Below are 19,219 nucleotides of genomic sequence, written 5' to 3'. Positions count from 1 at the left end.
GGGGAGGGGAGCACCGATGAGCGTCCGCTGGAAGAATTACCTGTGGCAGGAGCCCCTTCCGGCAACCCCGCGGGACATCGCACGGCTCGAGCAGCGCTGGGGCGTCGTGCTGCCAGAGGCCTACAAGCAGGTCATCGCGACCCACCAGGGCAGGGTTCCCATCCCGTCCACCTTCCAGGTGGGCCGAGGCAGCGATTCGATGGGCCCACTGCTCACACCCGGCACCGTCCCCCGGTGGGGCAGCACGTACTGCGCCCTCAGCATCCACGAGCAGCTCGAGCCCCTCCTGCCCGAGGGGGTGTACCCCTTCGCCACCACGCCCGGGGGGGGAGTACCTCTGCTTCGATTACCGGGACGCACCGGGCGAGCCGGGAATCGTCCTCATGACGGTGGAGGCCGACCTCCTCCCGATTGCAGCCCACTTCACGCTCTTCCTGCGGAGCCTCTACAGCAGCGAGGCTTGAGCCGCGGCCTCACTTCTTCAACGAATCACGCACATCCGGCGGCAACTCGTCGACGTCCCCATAGATGAACAACCGGCCCTTCGGCCGGGAAGGGTCAATCTCGCCGTAACGCGCGACCACCTTCGCGTTGGCGACATTGTCCTGGATGATGGCCACGCCTCGGGGAGATGACGGATCCTTCACCTGCCCACCGCTGTCGTCGACCTCGGCACAGAAGGGCATCCGGCTCCCCCCGGGAACCTCGGCCTCGTAATACCACACGGTGACCATCTCTCCCGCCGTCCAGACCTGCCCGAACAGCCGGGTCCTCTCGGGAAGCTGCTCATGGGACGAGTCCAGGTAGCCGACGACAGGACCCTCCTCCAGCCGCGTCACGCCGCGCTCGCCCCACCGCTCATCCACGAGCACCGTGAGGGAGTCCTTGGGATGGATTCCCAGCCGGGCCATGGCGTCGAGGGCCTCCCGTGGGCAGTCCTGGGGCTCGGGGGTTCCATCGGGCCGCAAGCGGACACCGGAGCAGGCGGTGAAGAGAACCGCCAGGGCGCCCAGTGCGGGCAGGTGGAGACTTCTCCTCGGGGACATGTCCATGGACCTCTGTTGGGGAATGAAATGCGAGCGCGGAGCTCAGAGCTGCGCCCCATAGTAGCAAAGCTGCCATCTGGGATCACCCGGCCCCTGGAGTTGGACTTCATAGCGTGCCTTGCTCGCGGAAGGCGGTGTCCGGGTGACGAGCACGACACGCCCACTTCCGCCGGGTGGGATGACGGATGGACGGGCACGGACGATGACGGGGAGCGACTCCCGGGTCCTGTCGTTGAGAATCGCTCCCTGCCCCAGAGTCCAGCTCTCCGTGCGGTGGCGGTTCATCACGAAGAAGACGTAGGCCGAGCGACCGGCGAGACGCACGAACCAGGCGAGTGCCCGCACATCCGCGTTCTTCACCTCGAGGGCTTTGTCCTTCACCAGATGGGAGGAAGCTTCGTCGTCGAGCAGCAGCACCGCGATGGCGACATCGACATTGAACTCGTCGTCGCGATAACGCGCGAGCTCGTCCTGGGACGAAGCGTACTGGAGCTTCAGCGCCTCATGCTCGGCGCTCACCTTCTCCAGAGCAACCCGCAGCGCCCCGGGTGAGAACGGGTGGAGGAAGACGTCCACCTGCACATCCGCCAGGGCGGGAGGGCTGGGGACGAGCACGAGGGTCAGGCCCGTGCCGTCCATCCGCCGGACCTGGAGGTGCATACGAGGCCAGAGCCATGCGCTGGCCGAGGGGTGGAGCAGCAACAGCCGGCCGGAGACGTCCAGCGACTCGAAGGGAGAGGGGCCTTTCTCCCGGAGCCGCGTCCCCGCCGGGTCGAGCTCGGACTCGAAGCGCACCACGATGGGGACGCCAGCGGAGATCCGCAGCTCGGCCATGTGACCCGGAGGAAGCTCGGAGAGGACGATGGGGCGCCACGGCGAGGGCTCCGCCAGCGTGACACGCGGCAGCAGGAGGGCCAGAAGCACGACAGCAGCGTTGGACAGGGCGAGAGCGCGGGGATGCATGCCCGGTGCGTTCTATTCCATGCACCACTTCGAAGGTAGCCCCATGGACCCGACTCACGAAATAGCCCCCCCCCTGAGCCCATGGGGTCAGGTCGAGGCGAGACAGGCCTCTTCGTAACCCCATCGCTCCTGGGCCTCACCTTCGTCCAGGGCCGTCCTCAACACCGCCAGGGAGACGGTCGGGGGAACGTCCACGGAGATCAGCCCCGGGATGTGGCTCTGCTCGATGGAGCAACCCATCTCCTGGAGCAGCGCCCTGACGGAAGGAATGTCCTTCTCGTCGTAGATGATGAGGCGAAGGGTGCTATGGCCCGAGGGGCGCACGACCTCCCGGAAACGAAGCTCCCGCTGCTCGGGTGCAGCGGAAACGATGTCGCCATGGGCAATGCCCCTGGCGAAGAAGGGGACATTGTCGATCTGGAACAGCCCCTCTCCGACGGGGAGAGCCCACAAGCCCTCGTAGTCCAAGGGAGGGTAGTCGTCTTCATCCTTCTCCAGCTTGAAGACGATCTTGACCCGCCCATCCGCGCTGGATGAGGTCACGGCGTTTCCTCCTTCTGTGGCTCCTTGCTCCCCTTCTTGAGGTTGCAGTTCCGACAGAGAACCTGGGCATTGTCCACGTCGCCAGCGCCGCCCTTGACCTTGGGCGTCTTGTGGTCGACCTGGGTCTCATTCCGCGGCGGGGTCACTCCCTTCTCGTGTTTCTTGCCCGCTACTGTCTCGACCTCACAATTCTCACAGTGGTTCGAGCCCCCGTGCGCCTCGGCATTCTTCTGCTTGACGGTCTGCTTCTGCTTCTTGGTGAAAGCCTTCCCCGCTCTGCTACTGCCTGCGAGCACCCCCTCCCCACTGACAAGACCCGAGGGTTCGGTGGAATGGTCCGCATCCACGGAGAGTGCGGTGACCGCAATGCCCGATTCCATGGGAGATGGAATCACGAACGCAGCGAGAAGAAGGCAGAGCGGGAACATGGTTGTGGACCTTGTGTGTGAAGTGGGGAGAAAGCCCGGATTTCAGAGGTCCGCCCCAACGTAGCAGAGCTGTCATGGAGAACCAGCTCGCACAAGCAAGTGCTCGACCCCGGAGAGTGACGGCGTCAGGTCGTGCCATCACTGGCGGTTGAGGAAGGCCAGCGGCCCACGGATGATGCGGGCATGACTGGATGGATCATCTCGGGACTCGTGGCCTTCGGGCTCGGTTGGCTCTTGAGGCAGAGAGATCGACAGGGCCCGACTCGCGGAGAGATCGACAACAGGAAGCTGACCCCCTTGCAGGTCTTGTACAGCTGCCTGTTGGCCTATCCCTTCTGTCTCCTCGCCGTTCTCCTCCACCGCGCACTGTCCTGAGCACCCATCAGACCCGGCTCAGGGCTGACCGGCGGTGCCGCGCTGGAGTTCCTCCAGGATGGCCGGGAGCTGCGCGTGGTCGTTGTAGGGAATGACCCGGATGTTGTACTCGCGCTCGTAGCGGTCGCGGTCGGTGTCGCTCGGGTCCTTCAGGAGCGCGTAGTGGCGGCGGGCCGCGGACTTGAATGCCTCCGCGTTCCACTTCAGCACGAGGTCCAGGTCGAGCGGGTCGTTCATCCCGTAGCCGATGAACAGGAACGTGTATCCCTGGAGCAGATGGCCCAGGACCGCCCGGTAGGACGGATTGGAGCGGACATCCCTGTACTCGCTCTCGGTCATCACCACGGTGTCGAAACGCTCCGCCGTCCCATGGACCTTGAGCAGGACATGGCGTCCGGACTCCAGGTCATTGAGCGCCAGGTCCGATTCCTTCCACGTATACGGCTGCCTGTGCCGCGCCTCCTGGAGCCGTTCGAGGAGCGGGTCGTAGTTCGTGGTCAGGATCGCGCGGACCCCCAGCCGGGCCACGGCCTGATGCGCCGCCCCGGGTGCCGCGTCCGCGGGGCGGAAGATGTCGTTGAGCGCCTTCTGGTAGTCGCGGTCGAGGGCAGCGCGCAGGGAGCCCAGGTCCGCGAGCATGAGCTCGAGACGCATGCGTCCCGTGAACAGACCGCGCCGGGTCTGGATGACCTGCGCGTCGAGCGAGTCCAGACGCGCACAGACATCGAGCAACCGGTGGGGGAGTTGCGCCCACGTGGGGAAGTTGCCCTTGACGTCGCGGCCGAGCGAGAGGCCGGAGCCGATGAAGAAGGCGAGCGATTGAGAGCGGTAGGCCTCGAGAACGGGCTTCGGGAAGGGGACACTCATGGTGGATCCAGACGCTGGCGTGTTCATGAGGGTCGGGATCCCCCTGGCAACAGCCGACTCCATTTCGAGAATCCAGACGTTCCCAAGAACGTCGCCCGCACAAACGACATCGGACGTGGCCGCGACAGAGAGGAAGGCACCCGCACCGAAGAGCGTGGAGAGGCACCGACCCGAGTCGATGTCCCACACCTTCAAGGTCTTGTCGTAGGACGCCGACACCACCCGCCGTCCGTCTGGCGTGACTGCGCAGCCGCTCACCCACCCTTCGTGCCCCCTCAGGGTTGCCAGCTCTCGCCATGTCTCCACGTGCCAGATCTTCAGCGTCCCATCCTCGGACGCCGACACCACGCGCCGCCCATCCGGCGTCACCGCGCAGCCCATCACCCAGCCCCCATGCCCCCTCAAGATAGCGACTTCCCGTCCCGTCTCCACGTCCCAGATCTTCAGCGTCTTGTCATTGGACGCCGACACCACATGCCGCCCACCCGGCGTTACCGCACAACTCCGAACCCCACCCTGATGGCCCTTCAGGGTCGCCAGCTTCCGACCTGTTTCCACCTCCCAGATCCGCAGCGTCCGATTGGCGGATGCGGCGACAACACGCCCACGAGAAATCCCCGCGCAGCCCATCTGCCAATCCCCATCGCCCTCGAGGGTGAGCAGTTCGCGACCTGTTTCCACCTCCCAGATCTTCAACGTCCCATCATCGGACGCGGACACCACACGCCGCCCATCCGGCATCATCGCGCAGCAACTCACCACCCCGCGGTGACCTTCCAGGGTGCGCACCTCTTGCCCCGTTGTGAGGTCCCACACCTTCAGCGTCTTGTCCTCGGACGCGGACACCACGTGCCGCCCGTCCGGCGTCATCGCGCAGCCATTCACCCATCCCGAATGACCCCTGGGAGTGGATGGCTCCCGTCCTGCCTCCACGTCCCAGATCTTCAGCGTCCCATCCTCGGATGCGGACACCACGCGCCGCCCCTCCGGCGTCACCGTGCAGGCCCCGACGCAACCCCCGTGACCTTTCAGGGCGAAAAGCTCTCGGCGTGTCTCCACATCCCAGATTTTCAGCGTCCCATCCTCGGACGCCGACACCACACGTGGCCCGTCTGGCAACACCGCGCAGCACCTCACCCACCCCTCATGGCCCGTCAACGTCGCCAGTTCCCGGCGCGTCTCCACGTCCCAGATTTTCAGCGTTCCGTCGTTGGACGCCGACACCACGCACCGCCCGTCCGGCAGCACTGCGCACCCACGCACCCCGCCCGTGTGCCCTTCCAGGGAGAGCAACTCCTTCCCCGTGACCCAATCCCACACCTTCAACGTCTTATCGTAGGAGGCCGAGACCACACGTCGTCCATCCGGCATCACCGCGCAGCCCATCACCCCACCGACATGGCCTCTCAGGGTTGCCAGTTCCTTCCCTGTATCCACCTCCCAGACTTTCAGTGACTCGTCATCGGATGCCGACACCATGTGCCGCCCATCCGGCATCACCACGCAGCCGTTGACCGCGGCCTCGTGGCCCCTCGAGGTGACCAGCTCCTGCCCGGTCTCCACGTCCCACACCTTCAGCGTCTTGTCCTCGGACGCGGACACCACGCGCCGCCCATCCGGCGTCACCACGCACCCCATCACCCACCCCTCGTGGCCCCTCAGGGTTGCCAGTTCCTGTCCCGTCTCCACGTCCCACACCTTCAGCGTCTTGTCGTCCGATGCCGACACCACGCGCCGCCCATCCGGCGTCACCGCGCACCCTCTCACCCAACCTCGATGTCCCTCCAGGGTGCGTTCACTGCTCCCGGCCCGAACAGGATGCCGCAAACGGAGTGCAGGGAGCCCCTCGGGGAAGTGCAGCGTCTCTTCCAACCTCGCGGCCGTCCACCCGAAGGAGCGCAGCCGATTGTAGACGACCAGGGCCAGTGCCTCCGGAACCTTCCTCAATCCATGGGACTCGGCCTGGATGGCGCGATGGAGCGCCAACGGACACTCCCTCTCCTGGGGAGTCCCCCACTCCGCGCCACTGCGCAGGTCTTCCTCGACCGCGAATACACCCGCGAGCCGGCACTTCGCCTCGAGGTAGCCCAGATCCGTGTAGAGACTGCGTGCCCTCGCCCCCGCCCCGGCCTTCAGCCAGTGCGTCACACCATGGCGCAAGGCATAGCTCCAACGGAAGTCCCGGTCCGCGGTCTCCACCGGCCAACGGCACAACTGCTCCGCCACACGCCGGTGCTCCTCCCGCTCCCGCTCGTCGCCGAGTTTCGACAGGATGAAGTTCCGGAAGGATTCATGGAAGGGCCGCCAGACCTTCTCGCGCCCCGAATGTCCCGGCTCCTCGAGGAGGAACGAGCGTGCCGCGCGCAGGAATCGCTCACCGTCCTCCAACTCCTTCCAGGAGGCCACTGCCGCCACGACCGACAAGGGCAGCGCCTCGCGGGCCACGGCCACCACCCCCAACCCCTCGAGAGCAACCTTGCGAAGCTCACCGGGCAACCTCTGAATTCGCGCCCAGCTTTCCTCGAGCAGCGCTTCCAATCCTCGTGGCAGCAGCTCGGCCCGCCGTTTCTCCACGGGTTGATCCAGCAACCACTCCGCCAGCTTCACGGCGTAGAGCACGTTGCCTTCGGCCCGCTGCACGACCTCGCTGACGAAGGCCGGCTTCACCGGCGGCACGAAGCGGGATGCCGCGTGCGCCCAGAACTGGCGCACCACGTTCTTGTTCGAGCCCGCCCATCGCTCGCCATCCAGGTCGAGGGTGCGAACTCCCTCCAATCCCTCCAGCCAGCTCAGGTATGGGTACGTGGGCCGCGAAGCACACAGCACCTTCACGCCAGGCGGCAACACGTGCGGCAGGAAACGCGGCAGCGGGTTGGAGCCGTCTGACTCGCCCTCGACCTCGTCGAGGCCATCCACCACCAGGACCAACCGCTCATAGCGTGGCTTCAGTATCTTGTCCGAAACCCGCTGCAACAACTCCAGCAGGCGCGACTCGGGCCGTGCGTCTGGCTCAGCCCACTCGGGGTAGAGCCGCTCCACCTGTGCGGCCAGGTTGCGCTTGACCACCTCGGGCCGGTCCCAGTCCTCCACGCCGCGCCGCAGGAAATGGTGCGGCGGCACCGGCCGCCCCGCGCCCTCGCGCCGCTTCAACCACTCGGTCAGCAGCGCGCTCTTGCCCATCCCCGGCCCGCCCTTGACCAGCACCCACCCGCGCGAGGGACCGCCCAGCAGGAGCGCCTCCAGCTCGGTCATCACGTCCTCTCGCCCGAGCAACTCCTCGTGGCGCCCCCGCTCCGACTGGAAGTCGATGATGTCGCTTGCCATGCCCGACCGGCATGCTACCAGAGCGCCCCCCTCAGCTTCGTGAGATCCCCTCGATGATGCCCCGCCGCATCCGGGCAGGTGCCTGCGTGCTCCTGCCCCTCATCCTCCTGGCGTGCAGTACTCCGCGCCCTGTCCCCTCCGAGCGTGTCGTACCTACCCAGGACCGGCTCCTGATCATTCGAGATGCCTCGGATGAGGCGCAGGCAGTGACCTGGCAGGAAGCATCGGAGCTCGACCGGGCCCTGCTCGCTCAAGCGCTCGTCCGGGCAAGGGAGTCAGGCCCGATAGCACTCACCGCGCGTCGCGCCAGGGACTGCGACAAAGAGCAGATCGAGTGCTTCCGACGATGCTGGAAGAGGAAGCCTCCCGATCTCATCGAGCGTGGGGGCCCAGGCCATTATTCGTACTGCCAGAACACGTGCCGTGAAGCGTATGAGGACTGCCTCAAGCTGAAAGAGCTTCACGCATTGGAGTTCACGGCCATGGATGAAGCCATTGACTGGCTGAAGCGCCATCGCCAGGAGCTACTGGTAGGAACCATCGTCACCGCGGCTGGAGTTACATTCATCGTCGTCTCCGCCGGTGCGGGCGTCCTGGTCCTCGCCCCGCTGGTGCTGATGACTCAATCGGGAAGTGTGCTGGAAGGCATCGTCTGTAGGGAATGAATATGAGTTCCAAGCTGGAAGACCTCCTGAGCTCCCTCGAAGCGCTAGCAAGGCAGCACTCCAGCGAGCCGGAAGCCGTAACCACCATCGAAACCTCGGCCAAGGCGCTCCTTTTCCTTCAACACGTTGGCCGGCTGAAGGACTTCTGGGAGTACGCCCGGGTCTTCAACACCGAGGAGGCCTGGCCGAAGCCTCTGCGCTCCTTTGGCACCCGGGATGAGGCTCTCGCCTGGCTGCGGGCTCAGGCGACTGTGCCCTACGAGGCGGTCATTGAGGTGGCAGGCGCTCGCCATAACGTCACACGCATGCGCGACGGGGAGTGGATCCTCATCCGATTCCCCACCATCGAGGAACTGGAGGCGATGGACGAGGAGTCCGAGGAGTAGGCATCCCTCCGAAGCATCAGGGCCCGGGCGCGGGCGTGGACCCGGGCGCCCAGAGCCGCCCCAGGTCCAGGGGTTCGGCGTCGAATGGCTCGGCGTGGATCACGTCCTCTCCTCCGTACCGGGCCAGCCGCCAGCCTCGCGCCCCTCGCCGGTAGACCTCCAGCGTGTGCGCCCGCGGGTCCACCAGCCACGCGTGGTTCACGCCCTCTTGATGGTAGAGCCACAGCTTTCGTCCCCGATCCAACGCAGCAGTGGATGGGGAGAGCACCTCGCAGACCCAATCGGGCGCCAGGTGGAAGAAGGGCGCATCCCTCTCGAGCAGCCCGGGTACTCGTTCGTAGCGCCAGCCCGCGAGGTCCGGCACCAACACCTGCCGGCCGAAGTGCAACTCCGGCTCGTCGAGAATCCACCAACCGCCCGGCTCCCTCTGCCCGACGCCGAAGCCTCCCAGCATCACACCGAGCCGCGAGGCCACCCACGTGTGCCACTTCGCCGGCCGTGGAAGCGCCCACAGCTCGTCGTCGATGATCTCCCCCACCCAGCCCGGTGGTAACGCCTCGATGTCCTCGTAGGTGGCTGGACGCTTTCCCCTGCCCATCCGCATTCCTCCCGCAGGCCTTCCCGCCTGACTGCTCGCATTCTACAGGAAGGTCTGACGGGAGAGGTAGGGTCCCGTGTCCCCTCAGCGTGCCGCGCGGGCCAGTCCCGCCACGCCCAGCATCACGCCGCCCACCAGCGCGGCGAGGCCCGCCGTCGCCGAGAAGCGGATCCACTTCGGCGTCGGTGGCACCGGGCCATGGGGCCCCACGCCCGCCTCCACCGGATGGAAGAGATTGCCCTCGGGCCGATGGATGGGCTCGTCCCTCATCTGCATCCGCGCGCCGAACCGACCCATGATCGCCTTGCCCACCCAGGGGGCGAGCTGGTTGAGCCACAACAGCAACCGCCCTCCGAGGAACACCGGCACCACCGTCCTCCCCGGCCGCCGCGCGCACTGCACCACCGCTCGCGCCGCCACGTCCGGGTCATACGTCGGCGGCACCGGCTTGGGCGCCAGGCCGAACATCGTCGGCGCGTGCGCGAACATGTTCGTCGCCACCGAGGGCACCAGCACGTTGGACACCTGAATCCCCGTGCCCATCAACTCCATCTCCAGACACTTCGCCCACCCCAGGGTCGCGTGCTTGCTCGCGCTGTACGCAGACAGCAGCGGCGCCGAGCCCTTCGACAACATCGACTGCACGTTGAGGATGTGGCCGCTGCCCTGTGCCTTGAAGTGCGGCAGCACCGCCCGCGCGAAGCGCATGAAGCCGAACACGTTGATGTCGAACGTCCGCGTGAGGTGCTCCCACGGCAGCTCGTCGAAGAAGCCGTACGACTGCACCCCCGCGTCGTTCACCAGGATGTCCACCCGGCCGTAGTGCGTCAGGCACTCGCGCACCACCTGCTCCACGTCCGCCTGCACCGTCACGTCCCCAGGCACGGAGATGCACTCCACGCCCTTCGCCTCCAATTCATGGCGCAGCTGCTCCAGTGCCTCCGCCCGGCGCGCGGTGATGCACAGCTTCCCCCCCGCCTCGCCCAGGCGCACCGCCGCCTGCCAGCCCACTCCACTCGAGGCCCCCGTCACGATGGCGACCTTGCCCTTCAGACCCTGGCAAGCCATGTCCTCTCCCCTGTCTTCCGGGCCCCGCGCGGGGCCTCGCTCGAGCCGCACACTCCCACCCGGGAGGATGGGAATTCCCGCCGCCTCCGCGCACCCTGTCCCCTCGTCCCTCGCCTGCCCGCCCGGGTGCCGTGGTGCCGGACAACCTCGGACGTCCACTGGTGAACGCAATCCGGTGGCATCCCGCCCCTGTCCCCATCAGGCCGGGTGAAGCTTCACAACCCATGAGCACCCTGCTCGATGCCGTCGTGGTGGGCGCCGGTCCCAACGGGCTCGCCGCCGCCATCTCCCTGGCGCGCGCGGGCCGCTCGGTGCGTGTCTTCGAGGCCGGCCCCACTCCCGGCGGGGGTGCCCGCTCGGCCGAGCTCACCCTGCCCGGCTTCGTCCACGACGTCTGCTCCGCCATCCACCCGCTCGCCGCCGCCTCGCCCTTCTTCCGCCAGTTGCCCCTCGGCGCCCATGGCCTCGAGTGGATCCACCCCGACGCGCCCCTCGCCCACCCGCTCGAGCAGGGCACCGCCGCCGTCCTCGAGCGCTCCCTCGAGGCCACCGCCCAGGGGCTCGGCCCCGACGCCGAGCGCTATGTGAAGTGGATGCGCCCCATGGTGCGCGCCTTCGACGACGTCATGGCCCAGCTCGGCGACCCGCTGCGCCTCCCCCGCCGTCCCTTCCGCCTCGCCCGCTTCGGCCTGCGCGCCCTGCGTCCCGCGCACTCGCTCGCTTCCCACGCCTTCCGCGGGCCCCTCGCGCGCGCCCTCTTCGCCGGCTCCGCCGCGCACTCCTTCTCCGCCCTGGAGAAGCCCTTCACCTCCGCCTTCGGGATTCTGTTGCTCGCCTCCGGCCACGCCGTGGGCTGGCCCTTTCCTCGCGGTGGCACGCAGAAGCTCGTGGACGCGCTCGTCAGCTACCTGCGCGCGCTCGGCGGCGAGGTGGAGACGGGCCACCGCGTGCTCAACGTGGACGAGCTGCCCCGCTCGCGCGCCGTGCTGCTCGACGTGACGCCCCGGCAGCTCGTGCAGCTCGCCGGCCACCGGTTGCCGCCGTCCTACGTGGAGAAGCTCCAGCGCTTCCGCTACGGGCCCGGTGTCTTCAAGGTGGACTGGGCCCTCTCCGGCCCCATTCCGTGGCGCGCTCCCGCGTGTGCCCGCGCCGGCACCGTGCACCTCGGCGGCACCCTGGAGGAGATCTCCGCCAGCGAGGCCGCCGTCTCTCGCGGGGAGATTCCCGAGCGCCCCTACGTGCTGCTCGCCCAGCACACGCTCTTCGATGCCAGCCGCGCGCCCGCGGGCCAGCACACCGGCTGGGCGTACTGCCACGTGCCCCACGGCTCCACCGAGGACATGACGGAGCGGATTGAAGCCCAGGTGGAGCGCGCCGCTCCCGGCTTCCGCACGCGCATCCTCGCCCGGCACACGCGCTCGCCCGCGCAGTACGAGGCCTACAACCCCAACTTCATCGGCGGAGACATCTCCGGCGGCGCCATGGAGGGCGCGCAGCTCTTCGCCCGCCCCGTGGCCCGGCTCGTCCCCTACGCCACGCCGGATCCGCGTCTGTATTTGTGCTCGGCCTCCACGCCTCCGGGGCCCGGGGTGCACGGGCTGTGCGGCTTCCTCGCCGCCCGCGCGCTGCTCGCCAGCCAGGTGTGGCGCAAGGGCTGAGAGCCAACCGAATTGAAGAACGCCAGAACCAACCTCAAGCCGTAAACCACCTCCGGCGCATTGCATGAATCACGAGGTTGGTTCCCCGCCCCGTCTCGGCCAGAAAGCCGCGTGACCGGAAAATTGACGGTCCTGCACACCTTGGTACATCGCACCGGGCACCATCAGGCAACGAGCCTGTAGCACCAGAAGCGACGAGACAAAAAATCTTGTGATTTCGGGCACTTGGAAGAAAGCCGAGCACGAGCCCCACTAGATTGACAATGTCGACTTGAAATCCGGGACCCAGATCGTTAGATCTGACTTTGTCGGAAGGGCGCGGTGGACCTATATCCTTCAGGAGGGAGCCATGCCGGACCGGGACATCTTCACTACCCTGTCACCGCCCCTGCGCGGAGCAGCACAAAGCCTCGTGCGTGCAGCATGCGGCAAGGAGCCTGAACTCCTCCCCATTGCTGAAGGGGTCAACCACCTTCTTGATGGAGGTGTTGCATCCCTTCACATGACGCTGAGGTGTCTTGCATCCCAAGCTGATGACGAGCGACAAGCGTGGTTCGAGGGATTCACCCACATCCACCGGTCCGCTTTGAACCGCGTGCACGAGCAATACGGCAAGGACTGGAAGGACGAACTCCTCTGCCAGGAAGCCATCCGTGCCTGTGGATTGGGGATCCGTGACGAGCAGTACGTCCTCCGCTGCTTCGTCATGAGCGCCATCAACTCCGCGATCATTGAAGCCAAGGGAGGAGTGGCTGACCGGCTCAACAAGAGAGGTATCCAGCTCGATGTTCAGGAGCTTGAGAGTCACCTAGCGCAACTGGTCGATACCACTGCGGCCTTGATTGCGCGGAATCCAAATTTCAAGCGACTGGGCCTCGCCTCGAAGTTCCGGAGCGAAGTGGACCTGTACGGCGAAAACCTCCTGTGAGACCCAACATGAGCACCTTCCGATATACGGTAGGAAGCTTCGGCGAAGTCCTCATGCATCCATCGGAAGGGAAGCCTCTCCGGTTGGGAAGGATACGGCTGGAGCATGAGCCACTCACTTGGTTGGGACAACTCCGCCCCGTAGCGCGCGACCTTCTCCATGTGGCAACCGCCGTCCACCATATCGATCGGCTCGCTCCACGTAACGCTCATGGAGATCAAGCGCCGCATCACCACAGCCGGCATCGGCGAATCGAGCTGGAGGTGGGCGTTGCAGAACCAGGGCATTTGAACGGGGTACGTTCCGCCTTGGAGAAGTTCCTCCATTGGTTAACTGATGACCAGTGGGCTCTGACGTTTACTCGCTCCAAAGTATGGGCTCCGCAGCAAATCGACTGGAGCATTGAGCGTCTGGTCGGAGCAGAAGAGGTCGCGCTGTTCAGCGGTGGATTGGACTCTGTCGCAGGCGCCTATACTCGCATCCAGGAACGAGGCCGCCCACTTTACCTGCTATCTTCCCTCGGCACCTCTGTGCGAGAGCATTTCCTGAAGAAGGCTCTTTGGGTTCTGCAGCTACGGAATTTGCAGCATCGGTGGATCGGCTTCCGTCACCAAATGCGCGCCGAGCAAGGCCCGCTGAAGCTTGAAACTCCCAACCGAACCAAGCAGGCCAACCATGATCTCTTCCGAGCAACTTGGTGAGCGAATCGCCCAGGCGCGCAAGCGACTGAACCAGACGCAAGAGCACTTGGCCAAGCGCATCGGCGTCGCACGCACGACGTTGGTGGCCATGGAGAAAGGGGAGAGACGTCCAACCAATGCAGAACTGCTCAGGCTCGCGCAGGAACTCTCCACTTCCCTGAACGAACTGCTCCGTGAACACACGGTCGTTGCAGACGCATCCCCCAGGTTCCGGATGGCCCCGCGGCAAGCACGGGGCGACGTGGTGGAAGAAGCCGTCGAGCGCCTCAAAGCGCTTGGACGGAAGTACGTTGAGTTGGAGCAGGTACTCTCCGTCACCCGAGCTCCGGCACCCCTTGAGGCCATCACCGCATATCGCGCCTCCAATTCACCCGTTGGGTTGGAGCCTCGTCTTGCGGCACAGGATGCTGCTGCATTCCTGCGCAGGCACCTTGATCTCGGCGATGGACCCGTGCTCGCACTTGAGTCCCTCTTGGAATTGGAAGCAGGTTTGCGCATCTTCCAGCTTCCGCTCCCCTCCGAAGTCGCCGCCATCTTCCTTTGGAGTGACACGCTGGGCGCTTGCGTCGCACTCAACCGACTTCAACCCCGGGAGCGCAGGCGGTGGTCCCTCGTCCATGAATTGGGGCATTTCCTACGCGACCGCGAAGCCGGGGATGTGCTGCCCGCGAAGTTCGAGGGTCGGCTCGATCCTTCCGAAATATTCAGTGAGACCCTGGCCGCAGAGTTCCTCATGCCCGCCACGGGAGTGCGGCGCCGCTTCGCCGAGCACTTGAGGGACAAGGGAGCCCACTTCTCCGCCGCAGACCTCATCGCCATGGCCCGATTCTACGCCGTGTCCTTTCAGGCCATGACGCTCCGTTTGGAGGAACTGCAACTTCTGTCGGCAGGCACGTACCGAAAATTGGTTCAGCGAAATTTCCGCCCGCAGGCCGCTCAGAAACAAATGGGATTGAAGCCTGTCCGGGAGAACGTCGAGCGATGGCTTCCCCAACGTTACGAAAGGCTGGCCCTGGAGGCCTACGCCCAGGAGATGCTCTCCGAGGGAGAACTCGCGAACTACCTGCATTGCGATCGGATCACGGCGCGCGAGTTGTACCTCGCGCGCCAAGTGGAGGCCACCGAGGGCGGTGAACTCGTTCTGGACCTCGGCGAAGACGTCCTCAACACCCGGGACGCGGGGTAGGTGATGTCGACGAAACAAGTCGTCATTGATGCGTGCTCGGCCATCAACATGCTGGCAACGGGGCGAGCCATCGATTTCCTCCGCGCGATGGGTTGGACGCTGCTCGTCCTCCCCGAGGTAAGGCAGGAGGCTCAGCGTCTCCGCGGTCCGCTGGACGAGGAGGGGCAGCCAACTTGGGTGCCCGCCGATTGGAGCCCACTAGAGCAGGCGGGGCTCTGCACCTTGCATCCCTCGGAGCTCATGGGGGATGCGTTCGTTGATGCCTTTGTCGACGCGGCAGCCCACCTCACCGATGTTGATGCACGCGCCGTAGCCATGGCCGGAACACTCGGGCTCCCGCTGCTTTCAGATGACGGGAAGGTACGTAGGATCTTCCAAATGCTGTACCCGTCCCTTGAGCTCCACGCCACGCTGGGAGTGATACGCGTGGCATCAGGCCAACTCGGACTGGACTCGGGATCGGTGAAGGACGTGCTACGTGCCCTCCGATGGAAGGCAAGGTTCGCTCCCCCCAAGAGTGACACCGATCGAGAGTGGTACCTGTCATATTCGACTGACTGACTCGGGACCTCCCGCCTCCACGCCTCCGGAGCCCGGGGTGCACGGGCTGTGCGGCTTCCTCGACGCCCGCGTGCTGCTCGTCCGCGAATTGTGACGCAAGGGCTGAGCGACTTCTCCCTCAGGTGGATTGGCGCGTGGAGCCATCAACATTCCGGGTTGGACGGTGCAGGTGTACGGCGTACGGCTGGAGGGGTGGGGCGGCACCGTGAGCTCGACCAGGGCCGGGCCGTTCTGGCCAGCCGGCCCATCGGTCTGGGAGATTTCTCGGGGAATTACCATGGCCCGCCCTTGGCCCCGTGGCGTGCAACCACTTGAAATCAGGTCTCATTTGCTTTAAGACTCTTCCCCGTTTACCGGGATTTTTCACTTTTTTGGGATGCGGGAGGATTCAGGGCCTCTTCCAGATAAGGACCCATGACTCCAGAATCCTCCCATCGCTCCGCGTCCCTCCCGGTGAATGACACGGCCCGCCGCGGCCCGAAGGTCGCGATCGCGCTTGGTGCCGTGGCCCTGCTGGCGGCGGTGGCGCTGCTCTCGCGTGGCTCCTCCGCGGTGGGCGGCGAGCCCGAGGCTCCCCAGGCCGCGGCCCCCCAGCCCTCGTCCACCGGCCCCGCCCACACGAAGTCCGGGCACACCGGCCCGGGCGGGCCCGTGCAGGCCGAGTCCAAGCCCAAGCAGTTCAACAGCACCGTGTGCTGGGAGGACCTGGAGCGCTTCAACGAGTCGGTGACGCTGGAGACGTTCCGCGAGTGGGCCGGGCCGCTGCTCGCGGTGAAGGATCCGCTCGTCCTCGAGTACCTCAAGGGCCGCCTGGCCGAGCTCATCGGCGAGGACGCGGGCCGGGCCGGTGAAGTGCTCGACTGGGCGCGCGAGGCCTCGCCCGCGGAGTTCAAGCTGTTCATGGGCGGCCTGCGCGGCTCCAAGGCCCTGCCGAAAATGGCCTCGCGGCTCACCGAGCTCGGGCTCGACGAGAAGCTGGACATGGGGCGGCGCGCGGGCTTCCTGGACGAGCTGCAGCGCATGCCCCGGTTGGAGCCCGCGGCGCTCGACAAGCTGTCCGCCTTCGCGCAGGACGCCGCCTCGGGCGAGGCCGGTTGGGTCACCACGCGCGCCATCGGCCGGGTGATGCAGGAGGACTTCAAGAAGTCCGGCAACTTCAAGCCCTACCTCGACAAGCTCCTCACCATCGGCACCCGGTCGGCGGACGAGCAGGTGCGCTACCTCGCGCTCGAGATGGGGATGAGCGCCGATGCGCCACTCGACACGCCTGCCATGGAGCGGCTCGGCAAGCTGCTGGCCACCGAGGGCAGCGAGGACGTCCGCATGATGGCCGCGCACGAGCTGTCCATGTCCGAGGACAAGGCCCAGGCGCTGGAGCTCTACGGCAAGAACTTCGAAATCGAGAAGGATGTCTGCGTGCGCTGGGCCCTGTTCCGCTTCGCCGCGCGCACCGCGGGCAAGGACGCGCTCCCGGTCATGGCGAACATGGCCATGACGGACCCGCGCTTCCAGGGCCTCTACCAGGAGTTCGAGAAGCTCTACGCCAGCGGCATCGTCGACTTCGGGCGCATCTGGTTCTCCCTGTCCACGGACAATCCCTTCGGCTGTCTGGACCGCCACGAGGAATGAGCTCCGGAGCCCACCCATGACACGCGCCTTCCTTCGCATGAACGTGCTCCCCACCCTGACGCTCACCGTGTGCCTGCTCGCGCCGGCCCTGGCCTTTTCGCAGCAGTCCGCCCCGCGCGACGCCCCCGCCCTCCAGGCCACGACGTGCTCGGTCGAGGGGCTGATGGACTCCATCCGCCGCGGGATGAATTCCAGGTCCGAGGCCTACAAGCTCTACCTGCGCACGCTGCTGCGCGAGTCCGCCGTCAACCTGCCGCGCGCCGAGCTCCAGGCCGCCTTCGAGCGCGAGTACGACCCCGTGATGGTGGAGCACCTGGCGGCGGCCCTGGTGGCGCGCACCGAGCGCGGCCTGGAGGACGATGCCTTCCACGTGGTGGCGAAGCGGGCGCTGGAGGACCGGGACCCCGGCCTGCGCGCCGCCACGGTCCGCGCCATGCGCCGCACCGGCGCGCTGGGGCGCAGCGGGGAGATGTTCGAGCGCCTGGTGAGAGATCCCTCGCCCGAGGTGCGCATGGAAGCGGCGGCCAACCTCGTCGAGGACACCCATCACGTCTACGGCGGGCACCATGGCCCGGCGGCGGATACCGCGGTGTCGGCGGCCGCGGCCTCGGACGACCCGAAGGTGACGGCGAAGGTGCTCGGCCAACTCATGACGGGGGAGATCAGCTCCGGCTCGGCGCGCAAGCTCGAGCGGCTGCTGGGCAGCGACTCCGCCGAGGTCCGCGCCGCGGCGTCCACCGCGCTCGGCGGCGTGCCCGCGGCGGAGATGGCCAACGCCCGTCAGGCGCTGATCGGCATGTACCGCGACGAGAAGGACCCCACCGTCCGCAAGGCCATCCTCCAGAGCATCGCCCGGCTCGGCTTCTCCGGCGCGGTGCCCGAGCTCCAGCGGTTGCGCGCTGTCGACCCGGGCATGGCGCCGGAGATCGACAGCTGGATTCGAGTCCTCAACATGAACCACCAGGATTGGAGCCTGATCCTGAGGGAGAAGCAGCGGCAGCAACAGGCTCGGTAGCGCCCCCCCCCACTGGGGCCGGTCCACCGGTCCAGAGGAACAATGATGCGTAAGACGATGAAGACGACGCTGGCGGTCCTGGCTTCCCTGGCGTTCATCCCCGCGGCCGCGACCGCCGACGTCCGGGTCGGCGCGCCCTTCCCGGGCACGGTGACGGCCACCACGTACTACTCGAGCGGCTCGTTCCACGGCGCGGTGGACCTCTCCAGCGCCAACGCCTGCGGCTACTGGGGCGTGGAGACGGGCGCGTACGGCACCTACCACTGGAACGTCACCATCAACACCACCGGCACCGTGTGCTACGGCAACGGCAGCGGCAACCAGAACGAGGTGAAGCACACCTTCGCCAACGACAAGGTCCTCCGCCAGTGGCACTTCCTCAAGACCGGCGCCTCGTACGACCGCGACTGCGACCGCTGCCAGATTGGCGACGAGGGCGGCACGGGCAACGTCACCGGCCCCCACACCCACATGCAGGTGGACCGCTACGGCAGCAACCTCACCGGCTGGTACGACGGCACCACCACCAGGGGTGAGTTCCTCAGCCGCGGCGAGACCGTCGGAAACATCGCCACGTAACCAGTAGTAACCAGGCCTGACCGGGCCTCGTGATCTCTGGGAGGCCGGGCCCGTCCGGGGCCTCCCAGCCCGTCTCATCCCCCCACTGCTTCACCACCATGACCCGGGCGGCAGGCACGGCCCGGGAGGACCTCGCCCATGACTCGAACCCTGAAGCCGCTGCTGGCGCTCGCCACACTGGCCACGCTCGCCCCCGCCACCGCCCTCGCCGTGCGCAACGTGGGCGCCCCCCTGGCCGGCACCGTGGCCGCCACCACGTACACCTCGAGCGGCGCGTACCACGGCGCCGTGGACATCGACGGCGGCACGTGCGGCACCACCCCCATCACCACGGGTGTCGCCGGCTCGCTGGCGTGGAACGTGGTCATCAACACCCCGGAGACGCTCTGCTACACGGCGCTGACGGGCCCGCAGAACGTGGCGAAGCACCTGTTCGCCGATGGCTTCACCTTCCGGCTGATGGACTTCAACCGGACGGGCCAGACGTATGACCGCACGTGCGACCGCTGCAACATCGGCGCGGCCGGCGACGCGGGCATTCCCGCCAACTCCCTGCACCTGCAGCGCGACAAGTCCGGCACCAAGGACACCTCCTGGTACGCGGGCTACGCCACCGGGGGCGAGGCCCTCTCCCTGGGCGAGCTGATTGGCGTGCTGGACTGAGCCCCCTCGAAGCCAGACCTCCCGGCTCCGCCTCTT

Annotated in this window: 19 protein-coding genes; 12 read left to right on the top strand and 7 right to left on the bottom strand. The window is 66.7% G+C overall.

The annotated features are described in order from the left end of the window. Positions 1–16: 16 nt before the first annotated feature. Entirely contained in the window at positions 17–532 is a 516-nt protein-coding gene (locus VFZ09_RS51765) for an SMI1/KNR4 family protein (RefSeq protein ID WP_414640778.1), read from the top strand. Here the strand turns inward: VFZ09_RS51765 and VFZ09_RS33830 are convergent. The 5 genes from VFZ09_RS33830 to VFZ09_RS33810 all read right to left on the bottom strand — a co-directional run bounded on the left by VFZ09_RS33830 (position 474) and on the right by VFZ09_RS33810 (position 7,546). Further along, positions 474–1,046, bottom strand: a complete 573-nt coding sequence (locus VFZ09_RS33830) for a serine/threonine protein kinase (protein WP_329731860.1) — start codon at positions 1,044–1,046, stop codon at positions 474–476. The two genes, VFZ09_RS51765 and VFZ09_RS33830, sit on opposite strands and share 59 nt — an antisense overlap. 42 nt (positions 1,047–1,088) lie before the next feature. Continuing rightward, positions 1,089–2,009, bottom strand: coding sequence for a DUF2381 family protein (locus VFZ09_RS33825; protein WP_329731859.1), 921 nt, complete (start codon positions 2,007–2,009; stop codon positions 1,089–1,091). 87 nt (positions 2,010–2,096) lie between these two features. Then, complete coding sequence (locus VFZ09_RS33820) at positions 2,097–2,552, bottom strand: DUF4265 domain-containing protein (protein WP_329731858.1); 456 nt, start codon at positions 2,550–2,552, stop codon at positions 2,097–2,099. After that, positions 2,549–2,980, bottom strand: a complete 432-nt coding sequence (locus VFZ09_RS33815) for an HNH endonuclease signature motif containing protein (RefSeq protein ID WP_329731857.1) — start codon at positions 2,978–2,980, stop codon at positions 2,549–2,551. Before VFZ09_RS33815 ends, VFZ09_RS33820 begins: the two co-directional genes overlap by 4 nt. 393 nt (positions 2,981–3,373) lie before the next feature. Then, positions 3,374–7,546 (bottom strand): SIR2 family protein, encoded by a 4,173-nt coding sequence (locus VFZ09_RS33810; RefSeq protein WP_329731856.1) that lies wholly within the window; start codon positions 7,544–7,546, stop codon positions 3,374–3,376. A 482-nt stretch (positions 7,547–8,028) separates the two neighbouring features. On the opposite strand from VFZ09_RS33810, the gene VFZ09_RS33805 reads away from it, so the two are divergent. Both VFZ09_RS33805 and VFZ09_RS33800 read left to right on the top strand, forming a co-directional pair. Then, the gene (locus VFZ09_RS33805; protein WP_329731855.1) at positions 8,029–8,211 is read left to right on the top strand and encodes a hypothetical protein; all 183 of its coding nucleotides are present in this window, start codon (positions 8,029–8,031) and stop codon (positions 8,209–8,211) included. A gap of 2 nt (positions 8,212–8,213) precedes the next feature. Next, positions 8,214–8,597, top strand: coding sequence for a hypothetical protein (locus VFZ09_RS33800; protein WP_329731854.1), 384 nt, complete (start codon positions 8,214–8,216; stop codon positions 8,595–8,597). Between the two features lie 16 nt (positions 8,598–8,613). Here the strand turns inward: VFZ09_RS33800 and VFZ09_RS33795 are convergent, their stop codons facing one another. Beyond that, positions 8,614–9,195 carry a Uma2 family endonuclease gene (locus tag VFZ09_RS33795; protein WP_329731853.1) on the bottom strand — a complete coding sequence of 194 codons (582 nt, stop codon included), beginning with the start codon at positions 9,193–9,195 and terminating at the stop codon, positions 8,614–8,616. Positions 9,196–9,279: 84 nt separating this feature from the next. Then, on the bottom strand, positions 9,280–10,263 hold the full coding sequence (locus VFZ09_RS33790) for an SDR family NAD(P)-dependent oxidoreductase (RefSeq protein WP_329731852.1): 984 nt from the start codon (positions 10,261–10,263) through the stop codon (positions 9,280–9,282). Between the two features lie 224 nt (positions 10,264–10,487). Here VFZ09_RS33790 and VFZ09_RS33785 point away from each other — a divergent pair, with 224 nt between their 5' ends. From VFZ09_RS33785 to VFZ09_RS33745, 9 genes are all read left to right on the top strand, one after another. Next, positions 10,488–11,921 carry an NAD(P)/FAD-dependent oxidoreductase gene (locus tag VFZ09_RS33785; protein WP_329731851.1) on the top strand — a complete coding sequence of 478 codons (1,434 nt, stop codon included), beginning with the start codon at positions 10,488–10,490 and terminating at the stop codon, positions 11,919–11,921. Between the two features lie 349 nt (positions 11,922–12,270). Continuing rightward, on the top strand, positions 12,271–12,849 hold the full coding sequence (locus VFZ09_RS33780) for a hypothetical protein (protein ID WP_329731850.1): 579 nt from the start codon (positions 12,271–12,273) through the stop codon (positions 12,847–12,849). Positions 12,850–13,157: 308 nt separating this feature from the next. Continuing rightward, positions 13,158–13,550 (top strand): hypothetical protein, encoded by a 393-nt coding sequence (locus tag VFZ09_RS33775; RefSeq protein ID WP_329731849.1) that lies wholly within the window; start codon positions 13,158–13,160, stop codon positions 13,548–13,550. Further along, the gene (locus VFZ09_RS33770) at positions 13,525–14,736 is read left to right on the top strand and encodes an XRE family transcriptional regulator (RefSeq protein WP_329731848.1); all 1,212 of its coding nucleotides are present in this window, start codon (positions 13,525–13,527) and stop codon (positions 14,734–14,736) included. Before VFZ09_RS33775 ends, VFZ09_RS33770 begins: the two co-directional genes overlap by 26 nt. 3 nt (positions 14,737–14,739) lie before the next feature. After that, entirely contained in the window at positions 14,740–15,297 is a 558-nt protein-coding gene (locus VFZ09_RS33765) for a hypothetical protein (RefSeq protein ID WP_329731847.1), read from the top strand. 414 nt (positions 15,298–15,711) lie between these two features. Continuing rightward, on the top strand, positions 15,712–16,926 hold the full coding sequence (locus tag VFZ09_RS33760; RefSeq protein WP_329731846.1) for a hypothetical protein: 1,215 nt from the start codon (positions 15,712–15,714) through the stop codon (positions 16,924–16,926). Positions 16,927–16,942: 16 nt separating this feature from the next. After that, on the top strand, positions 16,943–17,941 hold the full coding sequence (locus tag VFZ09_RS33755) for a HEAT repeat domain-containing protein (protein ID WP_329731845.1): 999 nt from the start codon (positions 16,943–16,945) through the stop codon (positions 17,939–17,941). Positions 17,942–17,986: 45 nt separating this feature from the next. Then, positions 17,987–18,520 carry a hypothetical protein gene (locus VFZ09_RS33750; protein WP_329731920.1) on the top strand — a complete coding sequence of 178 codons (534 nt, stop codon included), beginning with the start codon at positions 17,987–17,989 and terminating at the stop codon, positions 18,518–18,520. A 138-nt stretch (positions 18,521–18,658) separates the two neighbouring features. After that, positions 18,659–19,183 (top strand): hypothetical protein, encoded by a 525-nt coding sequence (locus VFZ09_RS33745; protein WP_329731844.1) that lies wholly within the window; start codon positions 18,659–18,661, stop codon positions 19,181–19,183. The last annotated feature ends 36 nt before the right edge of the window (positions 19,184–19,219 follow it).

It is taken from the genome of Archangium sp. (genome assembly GCF_036277355.1).
GTDB lineage: Bacteria > Myxococcota > Myxococcia > Myxococcales > Myxococcaceae > Archangium.
This window is presented reverse-complemented; position numbering and strand designations above follow the sequence as displayed.